This window comes from Streptomyces sp. NPDC051207 (genome assembly GCF_040682395.1).
Lineage (GTDB): Bacteria > Actinomycetota > Actinomycetes > Streptomycetales > Streptomycetaceae > Streptomyces.
This window is the reverse complement of the sequence record NZ_JBFBAX010000001.1, coordinates 229,993-248,520: the sequence shown is the minus strand read 5'-3', so window position 1 is coordinate 248,520 and position 18,528 is coordinate 229,993. Positions and strand designations below refer to the sequence as shown.

Sequence of the window (18,528 nt, the reverse complement as noted above, 5' to 3'; positions counted from 1 at the left end):
CCTTTTCCGTGCGAGAGGCCCCCGTCATGCCCGAAGTCAACCGGCGCCGTTTCCTCCAACTCGCGGGTGGCACCACGGCGTTCTCCGCGCTGTCCGCCAGCGTCCAGCGGGCCGCGGCCCTCCCGGCGAACCACCGCTCGGGGACCATCGAGGACGTCGAGCACATCGTCGTCCTCATGCAGGAGAACCGTTCGTTCGACCACTACTTCGGCACGCTGCGCGGCGTCCGCGGCTTCGGCGACCCCCGGCCGGTGCGGCTCCGCAACGGCAAGTCGGTGTGGCACCAGGAGCAGGACGGCCGGGAGGTGCTGCCGTTCCGCCCGGACGCCGACGACCTCGGCATGCAGTTCCTGGAAGGGCTCCCGCACGGCTGGCCCGACGGCCAGGCCGCCTACCACAACGGCGCGTACGACCGGTGGCTGCCCGCGAAGGGCACCACGACCATGGCGTACCTGACGCGTGAGGACATCCCCTTCCACTACGCCCTCGCCGACGCGTTCACCGTCTGCGACGCCTACCACTGCTCGTTCATCGGCTCCACCGACCCCAACCGCTACTACATGTGGTCCGGCCACACGGGCAACGACGGCAAGGGCGGCGGCCCGGTCCTCGGCAACGACGAACTCGGCTACGACTGGACGACGTACCCCGAACGCCTGGAGCGGGCCGGGATCTCCTGGAAGATCTACCAGGACATCGGCGACGGCCTCGACGCCGCCGGCCACTGGGGCTGGATCGAGGACGCCTACCGCGGCAACTACGGCGACAACTCCCTGCTGTACTTCAACCAGTACCGCACGGCCCGGCCCGGCGACCCGCTGTACGACAAGGCCCGCACCGGCACCGACGTCAAGAACGGCGACGGCTACTTCGACCGGCTGCGCGCCGACGTGCGGGCCGGGACGCTGCCGCAGATCTCCTGGATCGCGGCCCCGGAGGCGTTCTCCGAGCACTCCAACTGGCCGTCGAACTACGGCGCCTGGTACATCGCGCAGGTCCTCGACGCGCTCACCTCGAACCCGGCGGTGTGGGCGAGGACCGCCCTGTTCATCACCTACGACGAGAACGACGGCTTCTTCGACCACGTCGTGCCGCCGCTGCCGCCGAAGTCCGACGCCCAGGGCCGCTCCTCCGTCGACGTCTCCCTCGACGTCTTCCCCGGCAGCAGGACCCACGTGGAGGGCTTCTACGGGCTCGGCCCGCGCGTGCCGATGCTGGTCGTGTCGCCGTGGAGCAAGGGCGGGTTCGTCTGCTCCGAGACCTTCGACCACACCTCGATCCTGAGGTTCATGGAGCGCCGCTTCGGCGTCCGCGAGCCGAACATCTCGCCGTGGCGACGCGCCGTCTGCGGCGAGCTGACGTCCGCCTTCGACTTCTCCCGCAAGGACAGCAGGCCGGCGGCGCTGCCGGACACCGACGCGTACGAGCCGCAGGACCGCGAACGGCACCCCGACTACCGTCCGCTGCCGCCGGCCGACCCGAGGCTGCCCGGGCAGGAGCGCGGCCTGCGCCCCGCCCGCCCGCTGAAGTACGCGCCGTACGTGGACGCCTCCGCCGACACCGGCGCGGGGACGCTCACGCTCACCTTCGCCTCCGGCGCCGAGGCGGGCGCCGCGTTCCTCGTCACGTCCGGCAACCGCGCCGACGGCCCCTGGACGTACACCACCGAGGCCGGCCGGACCATTTCCGACACGTGGAACTCGGCCTACGCGGAGGGGTCCCACGACCTCACCGTGCACGGCCCGAACGGCTTCCTGCGCGCCTTCCGGGGCCGTGGCCGCGCCGCCGGCCCCGAGGTGACCGCCCGCCACAGCGGCGACGGCATCCGGCTCGCCCTCTCCAACGCGGGCCCCGGCACCGTCCGCCTCAAGATCACCAACGGCTACGGCGGCGCGCCGGCGACGGTCACGGTACGCCCCGGCGCCACCGCGCGGCACACCGTCGACCTCGCCCGGAGCCGCCGCTGGTACGACCTCACCGTCACGTCGGAGGCCGACCCCGCGTTCCTGCGCCGGTTCGCGGGCCACGTGGAGAACGGGCGGCCGGGGGTGAGCGACCCGGCCATCGCCACCGAGCAGCGCGTCGGCCGTCAGACCTCCTGACCCCTGCCGTCGCCGTGCGCCACCTCGATGCCCTTGGTGATCTCGTCGATCACGGACGGGGACGCGTCGGCGTCGACACCGAAGCGGACGACGACGATGTTCCCGGGCGCGGTGGGGGAGGGGAAGGCGAGCGACTGGACGTAGCCGTCGGCGCCCTTGCTGGTCACCGCCTTCCAGCGGACCAGATAGCCCTTCTGCCCGGCGACCGTGACGGCCCTGGACGCGAGCACGTCGTGCGAGGTGATCGAGCCGTAGGTCCTGCCGCCGTAGGACTCCTCGGCGTTCTTGCCGATGTCCGCCTTGGCGACCTCCTCCGGGGTGTCGCCCTTCGTGCCGAGCGCGACCGAGGGCGCCGAGTACGCGCCGCCCTTGGTGCACGTCTTGGAGGTGTCGCCGGGGCACTTGTACGCGTCCTCGGACGTCACCGACGCGCCGACGTCGAGGGCCTGGCCGTACCAGCCGTCGGGTATGGGCAGGCTTATCCCGCTCATCCCGTCGGTCACGGAACCGCTCTCGACCCTCGGCGGCTCCGACCCGTCCGGCGACGGGTTCGCGTCCTCACTCTCGGAGGGGCCGGGCCGCCGGCCGCCCGGGTCCCCCGAGGAGGAGGCGGTGCTGCTCCCGGGGCCGCCGTCGTCGGACAGCACGTACACGCCGGCGCCGATGCACGCCAGCACCACCACGGCCAGCGCCACGACCGTCCCGGTGCGCAGGCCGCGCCGCGCCCCCGCCGGCGGGTGCACCGGATACCCGGGATACCCGGGGTGCACCGGATACGCCCCACCGGCCTGCGGCTGCCCCGGGGGACCCCAGACGGCGGCCCCGCCCGCGGGGCGGGTCTGCGCCGTCCATGCCTTGCCGTCCCACCAGCGCTCGGTGGCCGGACCGTCACTTGTCTGCCCGGGGTCGGGGTACCACCCGGGAGGAGTCGCCTGCGTCATGCCCCCACCGTATGAGGCATCGGTGAAAGCCGGATGAGAACCCCCCGCTCCCGGCCGCCCGCCCCGCCCCCACCCGTGAGGCCCCCGTGCTCCCATTGGGCCAATTCACCTTTGAGCGAAGCAGATTTGACGATCCGTGAGGTGCAGCACCGCTGGTCACGGGGCAGGGACGTCGCTTCACCGATACCAGGTGTCACCCGTCACGGCAACTGCTGTGCGGAGCATCCACCACTGGGCCGACCGGGCGGCTACGCTCGGGTTCTGTACGTCGTTCGGGCGACTTGGGGAGGTAGCGGGATGACGGAGGTACGGCGCACGGCCGCCGCCTCGGCTTCCCTGTGGGAGCGCGACGAGGAAGTCGCCGCCGTCGAGGAGGCGGTCGGGATCCTGTGCGCGGACCGCTCCTCGTCGGGCAGCGTGCTGGTGTTCCGGGGCGAGGCCGGACTGGGCAAGACCGCCCTGCTGGCGGAGGCCCGCCGCATCGCCGAGGCCCGCGGCTGCACGGTGTGGTCGGCGCGCGGCGGCGAGACGCTGAAATCCGTGCCCTTCAATGTGGTACGGCAACTGCTGCAGCCCGCGCTCGTGTCGATGCTGCCCGAGGAGGCACGCGAGTACCTCGCCGACTGGTACGACATCGCCGGCCCGGCCCTCGGCATAGCGGAACCCGGCGAGCGGCAGGCCGACCCGCAGGCCGTGTGCGACGGCCTCGTCGTCGCCGTACGGCGGCTCGCCCGGCGCGACTGGCCGCTGGTGCTGCTCATCGACGACGCCCACTGGGCCGACCAGGAGACGCTGCGCTGGCTGGCCGCGTTCGCCGAGCGCATGGACGACCTGTCCGTGCTGCTCGTCGTGACGCGCCGCCCCGGCGAGGTGGCGGGCGAGAGCGCCCGCCACCTCGACACCGTGTCCGCCGTCTCCGGGCGCCCCGGCGCCGCCCTGAACGCCCTCACCCCGGAGGGCACCGCGGGCCTGACCCGCGCCACCCTCGGCGAGTACGCCGACGCCGCGTTCTGCCGCGAGGTGTGGGCCGTCACCGGCGGCAACCCGTACGAGACCGTCGAACTCCTCGCCAAGGTCCAGGACAGCGAGCTGCAGCCCACCGAGGCGCAGGCCGGCGAACTGCGCGCCCTGAACCGTTCGGCCCGCGGCGGCGGCCTCGTCGCCCGGCTGGAACAGCTCGGCATCGACGCCACCCGCTTCGCCTGGGCCGCCGCCATCCTCGGCAGCGACATCACCGTCGACCTCGCGGCCCGGCTCGCCACCATGAGCAGGAGCGACGCGGTGCGCTGCGCCGAACTCCTCTCCGACGCCCGCATCCTGACCGCCCCCGACCCGGCGTCCGGCCCGGTGGACGACGGCGACCTGGAATTCGTGCACCCGCTGATCGCCACCGCGGTCCTCAAGTCGATCCCCGGCGCCCTGCGCACCGCCATGCACGGCATAGCCGCGCAGCTCGTCCTGGACACCGGCCGGGGTGTCGCCGCCGCCTCCCGGCACCTCCTGGAGGTCCACCCGGACGACGACGAGGAAGTCGTCGAGCAGCTGCGCGAGGCCGCCCGCGAGCACCTCGCCGTCGGTGCCCCGGACGCGGCCCTGCGCTGCCTGGAACGCGCCCTGGCCGAACCGCCCCGCCCCGACGTCCACGCGCGCGTGCTGTACGAACTCGGCTGCGCCACCCTGCTCACCGCACCCGCCAAGACCATCGGCCACCTGCGGACCGCGCTCGGCATGCCCGGCCTCGACGGCGAGGCCCGCGTCGACGCCGTCGTCCGCCTGTCGCAGGCGCTGCTCCACAACAACCAGGTGGAGGAGGCCGTCCGCACCGTCGAGGCCGAGGCCGCCCGGCACGAACCGGGCCCCGCCCGGATGCGCCTGCAGGCCGTGCAGTTCATGTGGGAGGGCATCCACGCCGGAAAGGTCACCTCACCGGGCCGCAGCGAGCGGCTCGCCGAACTCGCCGCGACCTGCGTCGGCCGCGACAACTCCGAGCGCGCCCTGCTCATGCTGCGCGGCTTCGACGCCATGACCCACGGCGAGAACGCCGAAGAGGTCGCCGAGCTGTGCGACCGCGCCCTGGTCAACGGCCGCCTCGCCCCGGGCATCGGCTGGACGGACACCGAGTGGGGCATCGAACTGCCGCTAATGCTGGCCACCGCGTACGCCTACACGGACCGCCTCGACCGCGCCGAGAGCCTCTACAACGAGGCGCTGCGGGCGTACGAGTCGGCAGGCTGGAGCGGCGGTCACCTCGCCCTGGCGTACGCCTACGTCGGGCTCGGCCACCGCAGGCGGGGCCGCCTCAGGGAGGCGGAGGAGGCGCTGCGCGAGTCCCTGCGCCTGGCCGAGCGGGTCGGCCGCGGCCTGCCGCTGTACTGGTCGGCGACGTGCAACCTCGTCGACACACTGCTGGCCCGCGGCCACGTCGAGGAGGCCTGGGACATCGCGGAGCGCCACGGGTTCGCGCCGCCGTACCCGGCGACGATCGTCATGCCGGACCCGCGTTCGGTGCGCGGCAGGCTGCTGCTGGCGACCGGCCGCACCGAGGAGGGCGTCAACGAGCTGGAGGCGGCCGGGAAGGCCGCCGCCTCGCGCGGCCACCACAACCCGGTGCTCACGCCGTGGGCCGTCGACCTCGCCCGCGCGCTGGCCGCCGAGGACCCGGCGCGTGCCGCGCGCCTGGCCGCGGACGCCCGCCGGCAGGCCGAGCGGTTCGGCACGGACACCGCCATAGGGGAGGCGCTGCGCTGCGCGGCGGCCCTGGAGACGGGCCGGCGCGCGGTACGGCTCGCCGAGCAGGCCGTCGCCCGGCTGGAGGCCTCGCCCTGCCAGTACGAACACGCCGTGGCCCGTGTCGAGTACGGCATCGCCGCCCGCTCGACGGCGGAGCTGGAGCGCGGCCTGGCCCTGGCCCGCTCCTGCGGCGCGGACGGCCTCGCGGCCCGAGCGGAGGAACTCCTGGCGGCCGGCGCGGCCCTGCGGTGACCGACGGAGGGGCCGGGTGCTACGCGCCGTCCCCTCCGGGCTCCCCGGCCGGCACCCGCTGCGCCGCCGCGAGCGCCGAGTTCGCCGCCGGCACCCCGCAGCGGCCAGCGACGTCACCCGCTCCGGGTGGTGCACCGCGAGGTGATCCGCCGCCGAACAGGCCCAGTTGCTCGATCTCGTCCGGCGCGTCGCCGACGCGGCCGAGGGGCCCCGCAACCCCCGGGGAGCCCTTCCTCACGCGGCCCTGACCGCCGTACCCGCCGGTGTGGGGGTCCGTGCGACGAGTGCGCTCAGCCCTTGCCGGGAGCCTGCGCGAACACCACCCACACCTGGCCCCTGGCGAAGTTCACCGGCGCGCCGTCCGCCTGCGTGAACGACGTCCCCTGCGTGGCCGACGGCCGCTTCCAGGCGACGTCGTGCGCCCGCCCGTCGCGCAGCACCGTCGCCCTCCCGGAGCCCACCGTCTCGGTGTACGGCGAGTTGTTGCCGAGGAAGTCACGGAAGGCGGACTCGCGGACGGTCACGTACTGCACGACGACGGTCGCCGGAGCCGGCTGCGGCGCGCTCGCCCTGCCGTCCATCGCCACCAGCCAGCCGTCGCGGCTGTCCGACCAGGTGAAGGTGAAGCGGGCCGCCGGATAGCGCACCGTGTGCGTGTGCTCGGCCCGGCCGCCCGCCGGCGCCGCGCCGTACCGGAAGCCGGTCGTCAGCGCGTCCGCGCCCGGCGCGGACGGCATCAGCCGGTGGGGCCGCACGTAGAGGTTGTGCGGCGCGGCCCGCCCGGGCTCGCGGAAGTAGCCGTCCCGCTCCTGGTCCGGCGAGGCGGCCCGCAGCGGGGCGTCCTTCAGCAACGGCTTGAGCTTGCCCTGCGCCCCCGAGAAGGCGAGGGTCGGGCGCCAGAACTGCGCCAGCAGCTCGAGGTCGGACTCGCGGGCGCTGCGCACCGGCCCGACGGCCGCCGGGAACTGCGTCGCGTAGACGGCCATCAGCCGGCTCAGCCCGCCCTCGACCGGTTCCACGTACACCACGTCCGCGGCCTCGAGCCCGGTGTGCGGCCGGGCGGCAGGCGCGTTGTCGATCTTCACCGCGAGGACGGAGGCGGTGGTCTGCGCCGTGCCGCGCGACGGGCCGCGGCTCGCTGCCCGGCCGTCGTCCGCCGGGTCCCCGCCCGACGTGCAGCCCGCCGCCAGTGCCGCCGTCACCGCCCCGGCCAGCACCGCTGCCGTCGTCGTGGCGCGCCCCCGGCGCGCCCCTCGTCCCTTGGCCACCGTCGCCCACCCTGTCCTGTTGCCTCGATTGTGCGCTTGTCCAGTCAAATCTGGCCATACCCGGTTGGATACGGTCGCGTCCGGTGAATGGGCCGAACGGCCCACGGCGAGGTTCGGCGCAGGGGCGCCGGGTACCCGGGCCGCACCCGAGGACCGGACGCCGACGGAGGGAGCGGGCCGCGATGAGGGCAGTGACCTGGCAGGGCAAGAGGGACGTGCGCGTGGAGACCGTGCCCGATCCGAAGATCCAGGAGCCGACGGACGCGGTCATCCGCATCACGTCCACCGGCCTGTGCGGCTCCGACCTCCACCTGTACGAAGTGCTCACCCCGTTCATGACACCCGGCGACATCCTCGGGCACGAACCGATGGGCATCGTCGAGGAAGTCGGCGCCGAGGTCACCCACCTCAAGCCGGGCGACCGGGTGGTCGTCCCCTTCCAGATCGCCTGCGGACACTGCTTCATGTGCTCCACCGGGCTGCCCACCCAGTGCGAGACCACCCAGGTCACCAGCGAGGGCATGGGAGCCGCGCTGTTCGGCTACACCCGCCTGTACGGCGCCGTCCCCGGCGCCCAGGCCGAGTACCTGCGCGTCCCGCAGGCCCACTACGGCCCCATCAAGGTCCCCGAGGGCCCGCCCGACGACCGCTTCGTCTACCTCTCCGACGTCCTGCCCACCGCCTGGCAGGCCGTCGCCTACGCCGATGTCCCCCAGGGCGGCACCGTCGCCGTCCTCGGCCTCGGGCCCATCGGCGACATGGCCTGCCGCATCGCCCAGGTGCGCGGCGCCGGGCGCGTCTTCGGCGTCGACCTGGTGCCCGAACGGCTGCGCCGGGCGCGCTCCCGGGGCGTGGAGACGTACAACCTGCGGGCCTTCGACAGCGAGAAGGAACTCGTGGCCGCCATCCGGGACGAGACCGACGGCCGCGGCCCCGACGCCGTGATCGACGCCGTCGGCACCGAGGCGCACGGCAGTGCCGCCGCCCGCCTGGTCCAGCAGGCCGCGGCGATGATGCCCCGCCGCCTGAGCGGCCCGCTCGCCGAACGCTTCAGCGTGGACCGGCTCGCCGCCCTCTACACCGCCATCGAACTCGTCCGCCGCGGCGGCACCCTCTCCCTCGTCGGCGTTTACGGCGGCATGGCCGACCCCATGCCGATGCTCACGATGTTCGACAAGCAGCTCCAGATCCGCATGGGTCAGGCCAACGTGCGCCGCTGGAGCGACGAGATCCTGCCCTACCTCACGGACGAGGACCCCCTCGGCGTGGACGACTTCGCCACGCACCGCGTGCCGCTCACCGACGCGCCCCACGCGTACGGGATGTTCCAGCGCAAGCAGGACGGCGCGGTGAAGGTGCTGATCGAACCCTGAGCCACGCGCGCCGCGTCACTCGGGCGGCGCGAAGATCTCCGCGAGGTCGTAGCGCACCGGCTCCTCCAGCTGGGCGTACGTGCAGCTCTCCGGGGTGCGGTCCGGGCGCCAGCGGCGGAACCGCGCCGTGTGCCGGAAGCGCGCCCCGTTCTCCATGTGGTCGTACGCCACCTCGGCCACCCGCTCCGGCCGCAGCGGCACCCACGACAGGTCCTTCTTCCCCGACCAGCGGCTCGGCGCCCCCGGCAGCCGCGCCGTCTCGTGCGCCGCCTCGTCGGCCCACGCCCCCCAGGGGTGGCCGGACACGTCGTCCATCCGCAGCGGCGCCAGCTCCTCCACCAGCTCGGCGCGCCGCTTCATCGGGAACGCCGCCGACACGCCCACGTGCTGGAGGACGCCCCGGTCGTCGTACAGCCCGAGCAGCAGCGAGCCGACGACCGGGCCGCTCTTGTGCAGCCGGTACCCGGCGACCACCACGTCCGCCGTCCGCTCGTGCTTGACCTTGAACATCGCGCGCTCGTCCTGGAGGTAGCGCACGCCGAGCGGCTTCGCCACGACGCCGTCCAGGCCGGCGCCCTCGTACTGCTCGAACCACCGCCCGGCCACCTCCACGTCCGTCGTCGCGGGCGCCACGTGCACCGGCGCCGTCACCCCCGACAGCGCCCGGACCAGCAGCGCGCGCCGGTCGGTGAGCGGCACGTCCAGCAGGGACTCGTCGTGCAGGGCCAGCAGGTCGAAGGCGACGAACGAGGCCGGGGTCCGCTCGGCCAGGGTGCGCACCCGCGAGTCCGCCGGATGGATCCGCTCGGTCAGCGCGTCGAAGTCGAGCCGCCCCTCCCGGGCGATCACGATCTCCCCGTCCAGCACGCACCGTTCGGGCAGCCGCTCCCGCAGCGCCGCGACCAGCTCCGGGAAATACCTCGTCAGCGGCTTCGTGGTGCGGCTGCCCAGCTCCACCTCGTCCCCGTCGCGGAACACGATCGCGCGGAACCCGTCCCACTTCGCCTCGTAGTGCATGCCCGGCGGGATCCTCGCCACGGACTTGGCGAGCATCGGCTTCACGGGCGGCATGACCGGGAGATCCATGGTCCGATTCTGCGCCCGGAACATCCCCTCCGCCCGGTGTGCGAGGTTCGTCCGCTGCGCCTACCGTGGCCGCATGGGTGACGCGGTGGAACTGGAAGCGGGCGGCCGGACCGTACGGCTGTCCAGCCCGGACAAGGTGTTCTTCCCGGAGCGCGGCTTCACCAAGCTGGACCTCGCCCGGTACTACGTGGCCGTCGGCCCCGGCATCCTGCGCGCCCTGCGCGACCGCCCCACCACCCTGGAGCGCTACCCCGACGGAGTGACCGGCGAGTCCTTCTTCCAGAAACGGGCCCCCAAGAACATGCCCGACTGGATCCCCACCGCCCACATCACCTTCCCCAGCGGACGCAGCGCCGACGAGATGTGCCCCACCGAGGAGGCGGCCGTGCTGTGGGCCGCCCAGTACGGCACCCTCACCTTCCACCCCTGGCCGGTACGCCGCGCCGACGTCGACCGCCCCGACGAACTGCGCATCGACCTCGACCCGCAGCCCGGCACCGACTACGACGACGCCGCTCGCGCCGCCCACGAACTGCGCGCCGTCCTCGACGAGTTCGGCGGCCTGCGCGGCTGGCCCAAGACCTCCGGCGGCCGGGGACTGCACGTCTTCGTGCCCATCGAGCCCCGCTGGACCTTCACCCAGGTGCGGCGCGCCGCCATCGCCGTCGGCCGCGAGATGGAACGCCGCATGCCGGACCGCGTGACGATCAAGTGGTGGAAGGAGGAACGCGGCGAGCGGATCTTCCTCGACTACAACCAGACCGCCCGCGACCGCACCATCGCCTCCGCCTACTCCGTACGGCCCCACCCGCACGCCCCCGTCTCCGCGCCGCTGCGCTGGGAGGAGGTCGGGCAGGCCCACCCGCGGGACTTCGACATCGCGTCCATGCCCGCGCGCTTCGCCGAACTCGGCGACGTGCACGCGGACATGGACGACCATGCCTACTCCCTCGACGCCCTGCTGGAGCTGGCGACGAAGGACGAGCACGACCACGGGCTCGGCGATCTGCCGTACCCGCCCGAGTATCCGAAGATGCCGGGCGAGCCCAGGCGGGTGCAGCCGAGCAGGGCCAGGAAGCAGGAGTCCTAGAGCTCCCTGATGCGCACGTCCCGGTACGACACCACGTCCGTCGTGCCGTGCACCTGGAGCCCGAGGTAGCCGGAGGCGAAGCGCCGCCCGTCCGTGCCCGGGTCGTCCGCGCGCGGCGGCTCGAAGACCTGACCGCCGGTGTTGTCGAACTCGTTGATCAGCACGCCGTTGCGGAACACCGAGTAGTGCTGGCCGACCACCCGGATCTCGTAGTCGTTCCAGGTGCCCTTCGGGGTCACGCCCGCACCGGACAGGCCCACGCGGTCGAAGCCGTACACGGACCCCGTCTTGTACAGGTCGCCGTCGGGCCGGTCGAACACCTGCACCTCGTGCCCGTACGTGATGGCCACCCACGCCGGCCGCGGCTCCTCCGGATGGTCGTGGACCCACGGGAACCGCACGAACACACCGGAGTTGGCGTTGCCCGTGCCCGGCGCGTCGTCACGCCACTGCAGCCGCAGCGAGAAGTCGCCGTACTTGCGCTCCGGGAACCACAGCATGCCCAGCCCCGGCTTGGTGGTGCCCGAGGTGATCGACCCGTCCGCGTTCAGCGCGAACGAACCGCCGCCGACCTGCTCCCACCGCGCGAACGACTCCGCGGTGCCGTCCAGGATCCTGCGGTAACCGTCGGTCTGCCCCGGCTTGCCGATCCCGGACTGTCGGGCGGCCCGCTGGACGGCGTTGGCCTCGCGCTGGTCGACGGCCCCTTCCTTCAGCAGCGCGTCCAGGACGGACTTCACGTGTTTGAGGAACAGGGCGTGCGAGGACCACTCCTTCTCGTCCTCGATCAGCTCGTTGATCCGGCACCGGTTGTTCGTGACCCGGTTCGGGACGCCCGAGTCGACCGTGCCGACGATCACCGTCAGCCGCTCGTCGTACTCGGGACAGCCGGGCGCGGGCACCCCGCCCCCGGCCACCACCGTGAAGCTCACCGTGCGCGGCTCGGAGGTGTTGCCGGCCCTGTCGGTCGCGCGGTAGGCGACGCTGTGGGCGCCGGCCCGGTCCACGATCAGCGGCGCGGTGTACGCCAGGTACGGTCCGCCGTCGAGCGAGTACTCGACACCGGCGACACCGGAACCGCCGCTGTCCGTCGCCGCGATCGTCACCCGGGCACTGCCGACGTACGCGCCGCCGGAGTTCCTCGTGCCCTCCACGGTCACGCCCGTCACCGGCGGCGTGGTGTCCTGCGGCGGCGCCGCGACGACGGTGAACTCGACGCTCTTGACGGCGGCCACGTTGCCCGCCCGGTCGGTGGCGCGGTACCGCACGGTGTGCGTGCCGGCCTCGTGCACCATCACGGGCGCGGTGTACGGCCGCCAGGCGCCGTCGGCCCCGAGCGCGTACTCGATGCCGTTGACGCCGGACCCGGTGTCGGAGGCGGTGACGGTGATTGTCGCCATGTCGACGTACGTCCCGTCGGGGTTGCGCTCACCGCTGACCGTCGCCGAGGTGTCCGGCGGCGTGGTGTCGTCCGACGGCGGGGCGACGACGGTGAACGTGACGCTCTCCTCCGCCGACACGTTGCCCGCCCTGTCCAGCGCCCGGTAGCGGACGGTGTGGTCGCCGGCCCGGTCGGCCACGACCGGCGCCGTGTACGGCTGCCAGGCGCCGTCGGCCCCGAGCGCGTACTCGATCCGGTCCACGCCGGAACCGCCCGCGTCCGTGGCACTGATCGCCACGCTCGCCGAGCCCACGTACTGCCCCTCGGCGTTCCGCACCCCGCTGACCTCGGCCGTCGCCTCGGGCGCCGTGGTGTCGTCGCCCTCACCCTCGGTCACCACCAGGACGCCCCGCATCTCCCCGTGCCCGGGGATCGTGCAGTGGTACAGGTACCGGCCGGGCGTCAGCGTGACCTCGGCGGTGTGCCGGCCCCTCTGGTCGTCGTTGGGGCTCGCCAGGATGTTCAGCTGCACGTCGCTGTTGTACTCGGGGTCGCTCGTGACGAACGTCAGCGTGTGCGGCATGCCGGTGGTGTTGCCGGTCGCCGCGCTGTTCTCGAAGACGACCGTCGCCGCTCCCGCCACCGCCGTCGCGGGAGCGGACGTGTACGCCGTGATGTCGTCGCCCGCGGTCCAGGTGAGGACCTGCGCGGCCCGCGCCGACGGGGTGTCCTGCCCGGCGGCGCCCGTCTGCAGGCCGAGCGTCATCAGCAGCCCGGCCAGCAGGGCGGCCCAGACCCGTCCGTGCCGTGTCAGCCGTGTCACCGGCTCCTCCTCACCAGCTGGTCGGCGGCGGGCGTCGGCCCGCCGCCGGTGTACGTGACCCGCCACAGCGCCGACCTGGCGTCCGAGGTGAAGAAGCCCCGCCCGTAGTCGAGGACGTACAGCGCGCCGTCCGGGCCGAACTTCCAGTCCATGAGGTTCTTGATGCCGTCGTTGCCGACCGGCACGATCCCCTTCAGCGACTCCGAGTGCACCGGCAACCCGCCGTCCCCTTGCGTCCGCGGGTCCATGAGCACGGCGTTGCGGGGTTGTCCCGCGTCGTAGAAGTCACCGACGAACCACTTGCCGTCCCAGTACGGCGGCCACTTGGTCGCGCTGGTGCCCGCCGCGTCGTAGCGGTAGACGGGGCCGTTCATGGCGGCCTGGCCGCCGCCCTTGAGCCACGGCAGCCGGTAGCCGGCCTCCTCCGCCTTGTACGACGGGACGCCGTTCGCGTCGCGCGGGAAGTCCGGTGCGCCGCCCTGCGGTGCGTACCAGATGTTGTTGCCGGTGACCGGCGGCAGGTTGACCAGGCCGTCGTTGTGCGGCGACTCGTTCCTCGGCCGGTCGCAGTCGTACCAGCCGAGCGGCTGGGACGGGTCCGGCAGATTGCGGTCCCGGTAGGGCTGCTTGTTGCCCATGCAGTACGGCCAGCCCCGGTTGCCCGCCTCCGTGATCACGGCGAACGTGTCGTACTTCGCCGGGCCCCAGGTGGGCGACGGCTGACCGGCGTCGGGCCCGACCCAGCCCGCGTACAGAATGTCGGTCGACTTGTCGACGAAGATGCGCGCCGGGTTGCGCACGCCCATCACATAGATCTCGCCGCGCGTCTTCCCGCCGCCCTCGTCGGTCTCCCGGCCGGTGAAGAGGTTGCCGTCGGGGAGGGTGTACGTCCCGTCCGGCTCCGGGTGGATGCGCAGGATCTTGCCGTTGAGGTTGTTGGTGTTGCCGGCGGTGCGGCGCGCGTCGGCGAACGACACGCCCTGGAAGGCGGGCTGCGGGTTGTTGCCCGAGTAACCCCCGCTGAATCCGCTGGAGTTGTTGTCGCCGGTGGCGATGTAGAGATTGCCCTTGGAGTCCCAGGCCATCCCGCCGCCCGCGTGGCAGCAGCTGTGGATCTGGACCGGCCACGCCAGCAGCACCTTCTCGCTGCCGAGGTCCAGCCTGCCCGCCGCGTGGTCGAAGGTGAACCGGGAGACCCGCCGCTCGGCCATGTGCGTGTCGCGGTTGATCTCCGAGTGCGGGGTGTAGTGCAGATACACCCACCCGTTGTCCGCGAAGCCGGGGTCGAGCTCGATGCCGAGCAGGCCCTCCTCGACCTTGGTCAGTTCGTCGCCGCCGCCCTTGTTGCCGAAGACGGTCAGCTCGCCGGCCAGGGTGACCTTCCCGGTCCTGGGGTCGTAGACGTGGATTTCGCCCGTGCCCTTGCCGATGCCGGGGTCGTTCCAGTCGGTGATCACGGGCCGGGAGGCGTCGGCGCCGCCCCGGCCGATGAAGAACACCCGGCCGTCGGGGGCGGTGACCAGCCCGTGCGGCTCGCCGATCTGGTCGTTCTGCCCGGGCTGGTTGGGCCGGGTGAGGCGCTCGGCCTGGTAGTTGCCGTCGATGGTGGCCTTGCAGTCGGCCTGCGCGATGCGGGTCGCCCACAGCAGCGCGCCGCGCAGATGGGCGCGGAAGTCGGTCTCGTCGTAGGAGGAGACCGTGCCGCCCATGCCGGTGTAGAACGACCGCCCGCCGTCGTAGTCCCGGCACCAGCTGACCGGATGGTCCCAGCCGTTGGCGGCCGGCCCCGGCCGGTACGTCGACTCCCGCACCCGGGCGACCGTGTGCACCTTACCGGAGGGGTTCTTCACCCAGTTCGGCCAGCGGTCCGGCCGCTTCCACTCCACCGGCAGGTCCTTGGTGGCCGGATGCCGCCGGTCACCGACCTCGACCGTGGCCCGCTGGACGGTCGCCGGGGAGGACGCGGCCGGCCGGGCACCGATGAGACCGGTGAACCAGTCCGAGTACGGCTCCGCGCGGGCCGCGTCGTGGAGGCCGACGAAGCCGCCGCCGGCCTCCATGTAGGCCTCCAGGCCTGCCTCCTGGTCCGGGTCGAGGACGTCACCGCCGCCGGTCAGGAACACGATCGCGTGGTAACGCCCCAGCCGGGCCCCGTCGGTGAAGACCGAGGCGTCGTCCGTCGCCTCGACCCGGAAGCGCTCGCCCGCCGGGCCCGACTGGCCGATCCGCTCCACGGCCTCGATCCCGGCGTTCACGACCGGGCTCTCCTCCTCGGCGGCGGAGCCGTGGAACAGCAGCACCCGTACGTTCGCGCCACCGGGCGGCGACGCGACGGACATCGTTGTCATGGGCGGTTCCGGCAGCGGACCCGCGTCGGCGGCGGGCGCCGACAGCAGCCCCGCGGCGACGAATCCGGCGGTCAGGGACGCCACCCGGACTCTCCCTCCGGTGCTTCTCGCGCTCAACCCTCGTAAATGCACGGGCCGTTGATGCGATGTGGATCGCACGTGGTCACCCACCCCTCCTCGGTCGCGGCAACAGCGCCAAGGAAGCTAGACCTCTTTGTGTGGTTCGCCAATAGGTAACAAGGGGATTCAACGAACTTTGTCCTGAGTGTGGATAAACCTGCGGCGGGTCGGTACCGTCGCACAGGTTCCGCACAGCTACGTCCCCCTACAGACCGTCACCTACCGCATCGGGATGGGGAGTTCGGCATGGACAGACGCGGCTTCAACCGACGGGTGCTGCTGGGTGGCGCGGCCGTCGCGACATCGTTGTCCCTCACCCCTGGGTCCACCGCCGGCGCCGCCGACGGACCGGCCAGGACGGCACCGGCCGGGGGCGAGGTGAGACGCGTCAAGCTGTACGCGGAGAGGCTCGCCGACGGGCGGATGGGCTACGGCCTGGAGAAGGGCAGGGCGAGCGTCCCCGGCCCGCTGATCGAGCTCAACGAGGGCGACACGCTGCACATCGAGTTCGAGAACGCGATGGACGTGCCGGTGAGCCTGCACGTCCACGGGCTGGACTACGAGATCTTCAGCGACGGCACGAAGGCGAACAAGAGCGACGTGGAGCCCGGCGGCACCCGGACCTACACCTGGCGCACCCACGCACCCGGCCGCCGCAAGGACGGCACCTGGCGGGCGGGCAGCGCGGGCTACTGGCACTACCACGATCACGTGGTGGGCACCGAGCACGGCACGGGCGGCATCCGCAAAGGGCTGTACGGGCCGGTGATCGTGCGCCGCAAGGGGGACGTACTGCCCGACAGGACGCACACGGTCGTCTTCAACGACATGACGATCAACAACAGGCCGCCGCACACCGGTCCCGACTTCGAGGCCACCGTGGGCGACCGCGTCGAGTTCGTGGTGATCACGCACGGCGAGTACTACCACACCTTCCACCTGCACGGTCACCGCTGGGCGGACAACCGCACGGGCACGCTCACCGGGCCCGAGGACCCGAGCCAGGTGATCGACAACAAGATCGTCGGTCCCGCCGACTCCTTCGGCTTCCAGGTGATCGCGGGGGAGGGGGTCGGGGCCGGGGCGTGGATGTACCACTGCCATGTGCAGAGCCACTCGGACATGGGGATGGTCGGCCTGTTCCTGGTGAAGAAGGCGGACGGGACGATTCCCGGGTACGAGCCGCACGAGCCGCACAAGCACTGACGCGGCTTTTCCCGACGGCGGGGGCGGGTGGGCCGGTCAGTCGGCGCCGTGAGGGCGTGCGGCGCCCGTGCGGCGCCGGGACCGGCAGCCGGCCACGCCCTTCCCCGAACGAGAGAGCGCTCTCAGTCCGCCGTCACTCCCTGCTCCGCCCGGCGCTATCCTGAGCGGCAGCCGCCGAGAACGAGCAGGAGCCCCGAAGTGACCGAGACAGCGCCGCGTCCCACGCTGGAGGCCGTGGCCGCGCGGGCCGGGGTCTCGCGGGCCACCGTGTCCCGGGTGGTGAACGGCGCGGAGGGAGTACGCGAAAGTTTGGTGGAACGGGTCCGGCGAGCCGTCGAGGAGCTCGGATACGTGCCGAACCAGGCCGCCCGCAGCCTGGTGACCCGGCGGCACGACGCCGTCGCCGTCGTCATCGCCGAACCGGAGGCCAGGGTCTTCGCCGACCCCTACTTCGCCATGCAACTGCGCGGCATCAGCAAGGAGCTGACGGCGTACGACAACCAGCTCGTGCTGCTGCTCACCGAGGGCCGCGACGACCACACGCGGGTCGCGCGCTACCTCTCCGGCGGGCACGTCGACGGGGCGCTGGTGTTCTCGCTCCACCTGGACGACCCCCTCCCCGGGCTGATTCAGCGGGCCGGCATCCCGACCGTGTTCGGCGGCCGGCCCGGCTGGAGCGACGGCAGGAGCGGTGTCGTGTACGTCGACAGCGACAACCGGGGCGGCGCCCGGGAGGCCGTGCGGCACCTGGTCGCGCTGGGCCGCAGCCGCATCGCCCACATCACCGGCCCGCTCGACCAGACGTCGGCGGTCGACCGGCTCGACGGTTTCCGGGACGTCACGGCCGACGCCGACCCGCGGCTGGTCGCCGAGGCCGACTTCACCCCCGCGGGCGGTGAGCGGGCCATGCGCGAACTCCTCGACCGCTGCCCCGACCTGGACGCCGTGTTCGCCGCGAACGACCTGACCGCCGCCGGCGCGCTGCGGGTGCTGCGCGAGCACGGGCGGAGGGTGCCCGACGACGTCGCCGTGATCGGCTTCGACGACATGCTGGCGGTCGCCGAGCAGACCGACCCGGCGCTCACCACGGTCCGCCAGGACATAGAGGGGATGGGCCGGCTGATGGCCCGGCTGCTGCTGCGCGGCCTGGACCGGGACGAGTCGTCCGGGGCGCCGGTCGGCGCGCCGTCGAGCGTGGTGCTGCCGACGACGCTGGTGCGCCGCGCGTCCGCGTAGCCGGCCCGCCCCGGGAGGCGCGCGGGGCGAGGGTGCTCAGCCCTGGCCACCCTGCCGCGGTCTGGGCTGGAGCACCGGGGTGCGGCGCGGCAAGGCCGGGCGGCGCTCGGTGGTGGGGGCGGTGACGGAGGGACTCCTCGGGTTTCCCCCCGCTTCCGCGCGCCGCCGTGCGTCGCGCCGCGCGCCGCGCGACCATCGGTGCGGCCGGGGGCCCTGCGCGAAGGCGTTGATCGCGCGTTGATCGAACGTTTTTCAGCGCGCGGCACGATCGCGCTCATGCACTTCGAGACGATCACCCCGGCCGACACCGCCTGGCAGGAGCGCGCCCTGTGCGCGCAGACGGGGGCCGACTTCTTCTTTCCGGAGCCGGGCAGTTCCGTGCGCGAGGCGAAGCGCATCTGCGGCATGTGCGAGATGCGCTCCGCCTGTCTGGACTACGCCATCAACCACGACGAGCGCTTCGGTGTGTGGGGCGGCCTGTCGGAGAAGGAACGGCTGGAGCTCAGGCGCACCGGCCGCTGACCGGCGGGGCCGCGCGGACACCCGGGCCCGGGACATCCGGGCCCGGGCGG

Annotated in this window: 12 protein-coding genes; 7 read left to right on the top strand and 5 right to left on the bottom strand. The window is 73.0% G+C overall.

The window, feature by feature from the left end; genetic code table 11:
* The first annotated feature begins 26 nt into the window (after positions 1 to 26).
* The gene (locus tag AB0M97_RS01105) at positions 27 to 2,102 is read left to right on the top strand and encodes a phosphocholine-specific phospholipase C (RefSeq protein WP_365958552.1); all 2,076 of its coding nucleotides are present in this window, start codon (positions 27 to 29) and stop codon (positions 2,100 to 2,102) included.
* Here AB0M97_RS01105 and AB0M97_RS01100 read toward each other — a convergent pair.
* Entirely contained in the window at positions 2,090 to 3,043 is a 954-nt protein-coding gene (locus AB0M97_RS01100) for a DUF2510 domain-containing protein (RefSeq protein WP_365958551.1), read from the bottom strand. The genes AB0M97_RS01105 and AB0M97_RS01100 overlap by 13 nt on opposite strands.
* 297 nt (positions 3,044 to 3,340) lie before the next feature.
* Here AB0M97_RS01100 and AB0M97_RS01095 point away from each other — a divergent pair, with 297 nt between their 5' ends.
* Positions 3,341 to 6,025 carry an AAA family ATPase gene (locus tag AB0M97_RS01095; RefSeq protein WP_365958550.1) on the top strand — a complete coding sequence of 895 codons (2,685 nt, stop codon included), beginning with the start codon at positions 3,341 to 3,343 and terminating at the stop codon, positions 6,023 to 6,025.
* A 290-nt stretch (positions 6,026 to 6,315) separates the two neighbouring features.
* Here the strand turns inward: AB0M97_RS01095 and AB0M97_RS01090 are convergent, their stop codons facing one another.
* Positions 6,316 to 7,293, bottom strand: a complete 978-nt coding sequence (locus tag AB0M97_RS01090) for a DUF3048 domain-containing protein (protein ID WP_365958549.1) — start codon at positions 7,291 to 7,293, stop codon at positions 6,316 to 6,318.
* Positions 7,294 to 7,475: 182 nt separating this feature from the next.
* Between AB0M97_RS01090 and AB0M97_RS01085 the strand changes: the two genes are divergently transcribed.
* Positions 7,476 to 8,666, top strand: a complete 1,191-nt coding sequence (locus AB0M97_RS01085) for a zinc-dependent alcohol dehydrogenase (protein WP_365958548.1) — start codon at positions 7,476 to 7,478, stop codon at positions 8,664 to 8,666.
* 15 nt (positions 8,667 to 8,681) lie between these two features.
* Here AB0M97_RS01085 and AB0M97_RS01080 read toward each other — a convergent pair whose 3' ends face one another.
* Positions 8,682 to 9,752 carry an ATP-dependent DNA ligase gene (locus AB0M97_RS01080; RefSeq protein WP_365958547.1) on the bottom strand — a complete coding sequence of 357 codons (1,071 nt, stop codon included), beginning with the start codon at positions 9,750 to 9,752 and terminating at the stop codon, positions 8,682 to 8,684.
* A gap of 73 nt (positions 9,753 to 9,825) precedes the next feature.
* On the opposite strand from AB0M97_RS01080, the gene ligD reads away from it, so the two are divergent.
* Positions 9,826 to 10,842, top strand: coding sequence for a non-homologous end-joining DNA ligase (gene ligD / locus AB0M97_RS01075; protein ID WP_365958546.1), 1,017 nt, complete (start codon positions 9,826 to 9,828; stop codon positions 10,840 to 10,842).
* Here ligD and AB0M97_RS01070 read toward each other — a convergent pair.
* Together AB0M97_RS01070 and AB0M97_RS01065 are read right to left on the bottom strand one after the other, a co-directional pair.
* A complete protein-coding gene (locus AB0M97_RS01070) occupies positions 10,839 to 12,989 on the bottom strand; it encodes a family 16 glycoside hydrolase (RefSeq protein ID WP_365958699.1) in 2,151 nt (716 codons plus the stop codon). The genes ligD and AB0M97_RS01070 overlap by 4 nt on opposite strands.
* A 53-nt stretch (positions 12,990 to 13,042) precedes the next feature.
* Positions 13,043 to 15,526: a ThuA domain-containing protein gene (locus AB0M97_RS01065; RefSeq protein WP_365958545.1), complete on the bottom strand. Its 2,484-nt coding sequence runs from the start codon at positions 15,524 to 15,526 to the stop codon at positions 13,043 to 13,045.
* 234 nt (positions 15,527 to 15,760) lie between these two features.
* Here AB0M97_RS01065 and AB0M97_RS01060 point away from each other — a divergent pair, with 234 nt between their 5' ends.
* The 3 genes from AB0M97_RS01060 to AB0M97_RS01050 all read left to right on the top strand — a co-directional run bounded on the left by AB0M97_RS01060 (position 15,761) and on the right by AB0M97_RS01050 (position 18,478).
* A complete protein-coding gene (locus tag AB0M97_RS01060; protein ID WP_365958543.1) occupies positions 15,761 to 16,720 on the top strand; it encodes a multicopper oxidase domain-containing protein in 960 nt (319 codons plus the stop codon).
* Positions 16,721 to 16,918: 198 nt separating this feature from the next.
* Positions 16,919 to 17,956, top strand: a complete 1,038-nt coding sequence (locus AB0M97_RS01055; RefSeq protein ID WP_365958542.1) for a LacI family DNA-binding transcriptional regulator — start codon at positions 16,919 to 16,921, stop codon at positions 17,954 to 17,956.
* A 276-nt stretch (positions 17,957 to 18,232) separates the two neighbouring features.
* On the top strand, positions 18,233 to 18,478 hold the full coding sequence (locus AB0M97_RS01050; protein WP_365958541.1) for a WhiB family transcriptional regulator: 246 nt from the start codon (positions 18,233 to 18,235) through the stop codon (positions 18,476 to 18,478).
* The last annotated feature ends 50 nt before the right edge of the window (positions 18,479 to 18,528 follow it).

Excerpts from the sequence above, each read along its gene's own strand:
- AB0M97_RS01080 (WP_365958547.1), bottom strand. The coding sequence starts at position 9,752 with ATGGATCTCCCGGTCATGCCGCCCGTGAAGCCGATGCTCGCCAAGTCC.
- AB0M97_RS01100 (WP_365958551.1), bottom strand. The coding sequence starts at position 3,043 with ATGACGCAGGCGACTCCTCCCGGGTGGTACCCCGACCCCGGGCAGACA.
- AB0M97_RS01095 (WP_365958550.1), top strand. The coding sequence starts at position 3,341 with ATGACGGAGGTACGGCGCACGGCCGCCGCCTCGGCTTCCCTGTGGGAG.
- AB0M97_RS01050 (WP_365958541.1), top strand. The coding sequence starts at position 18,233 with ATGCACTTCGAGACGATCACCCCGGCCGACACCGCCTGGCAGGAGCGC.
- AB0M97_RS01085 (WP_365958548.1), top strand. The coding sequence starts at position 7,476 with ATGAGGGCAGTGACCTGGCAGGGCAAGAGGGACGTGCGCGTGGAGACC.
- AB0M97_RS01060 (WP_365958543.1), top strand. The coding sequence starts at position 15,761 with ATGGACAGACGCGGCTTCAACCGACGGGTGCTGCTGGGTGGCGCGGCC.
- AB0M97_RS01070 (WP_365958699.1), bottom strand. The coding sequence starts at position 12,989 with ATGACGCTCGGCCTGCAGACGGGCGCCGCCGGGCAGGACACCCCGTCG.
- ligD (WP_365958546.1), top strand. The coding sequence starts at position 9,826 with ATGGGTGACGCGGTGGAACTGGAAGCGGGCGGCCGGACCGTACGGCTG.
- AB0M97_RS01105 (WP_365958552.1), top strand. The coding sequence starts at position 27 with ATGCCCGAAGTCAACCGGCGCCGTTTCCTCCAACTCGCGGGTGGCACC.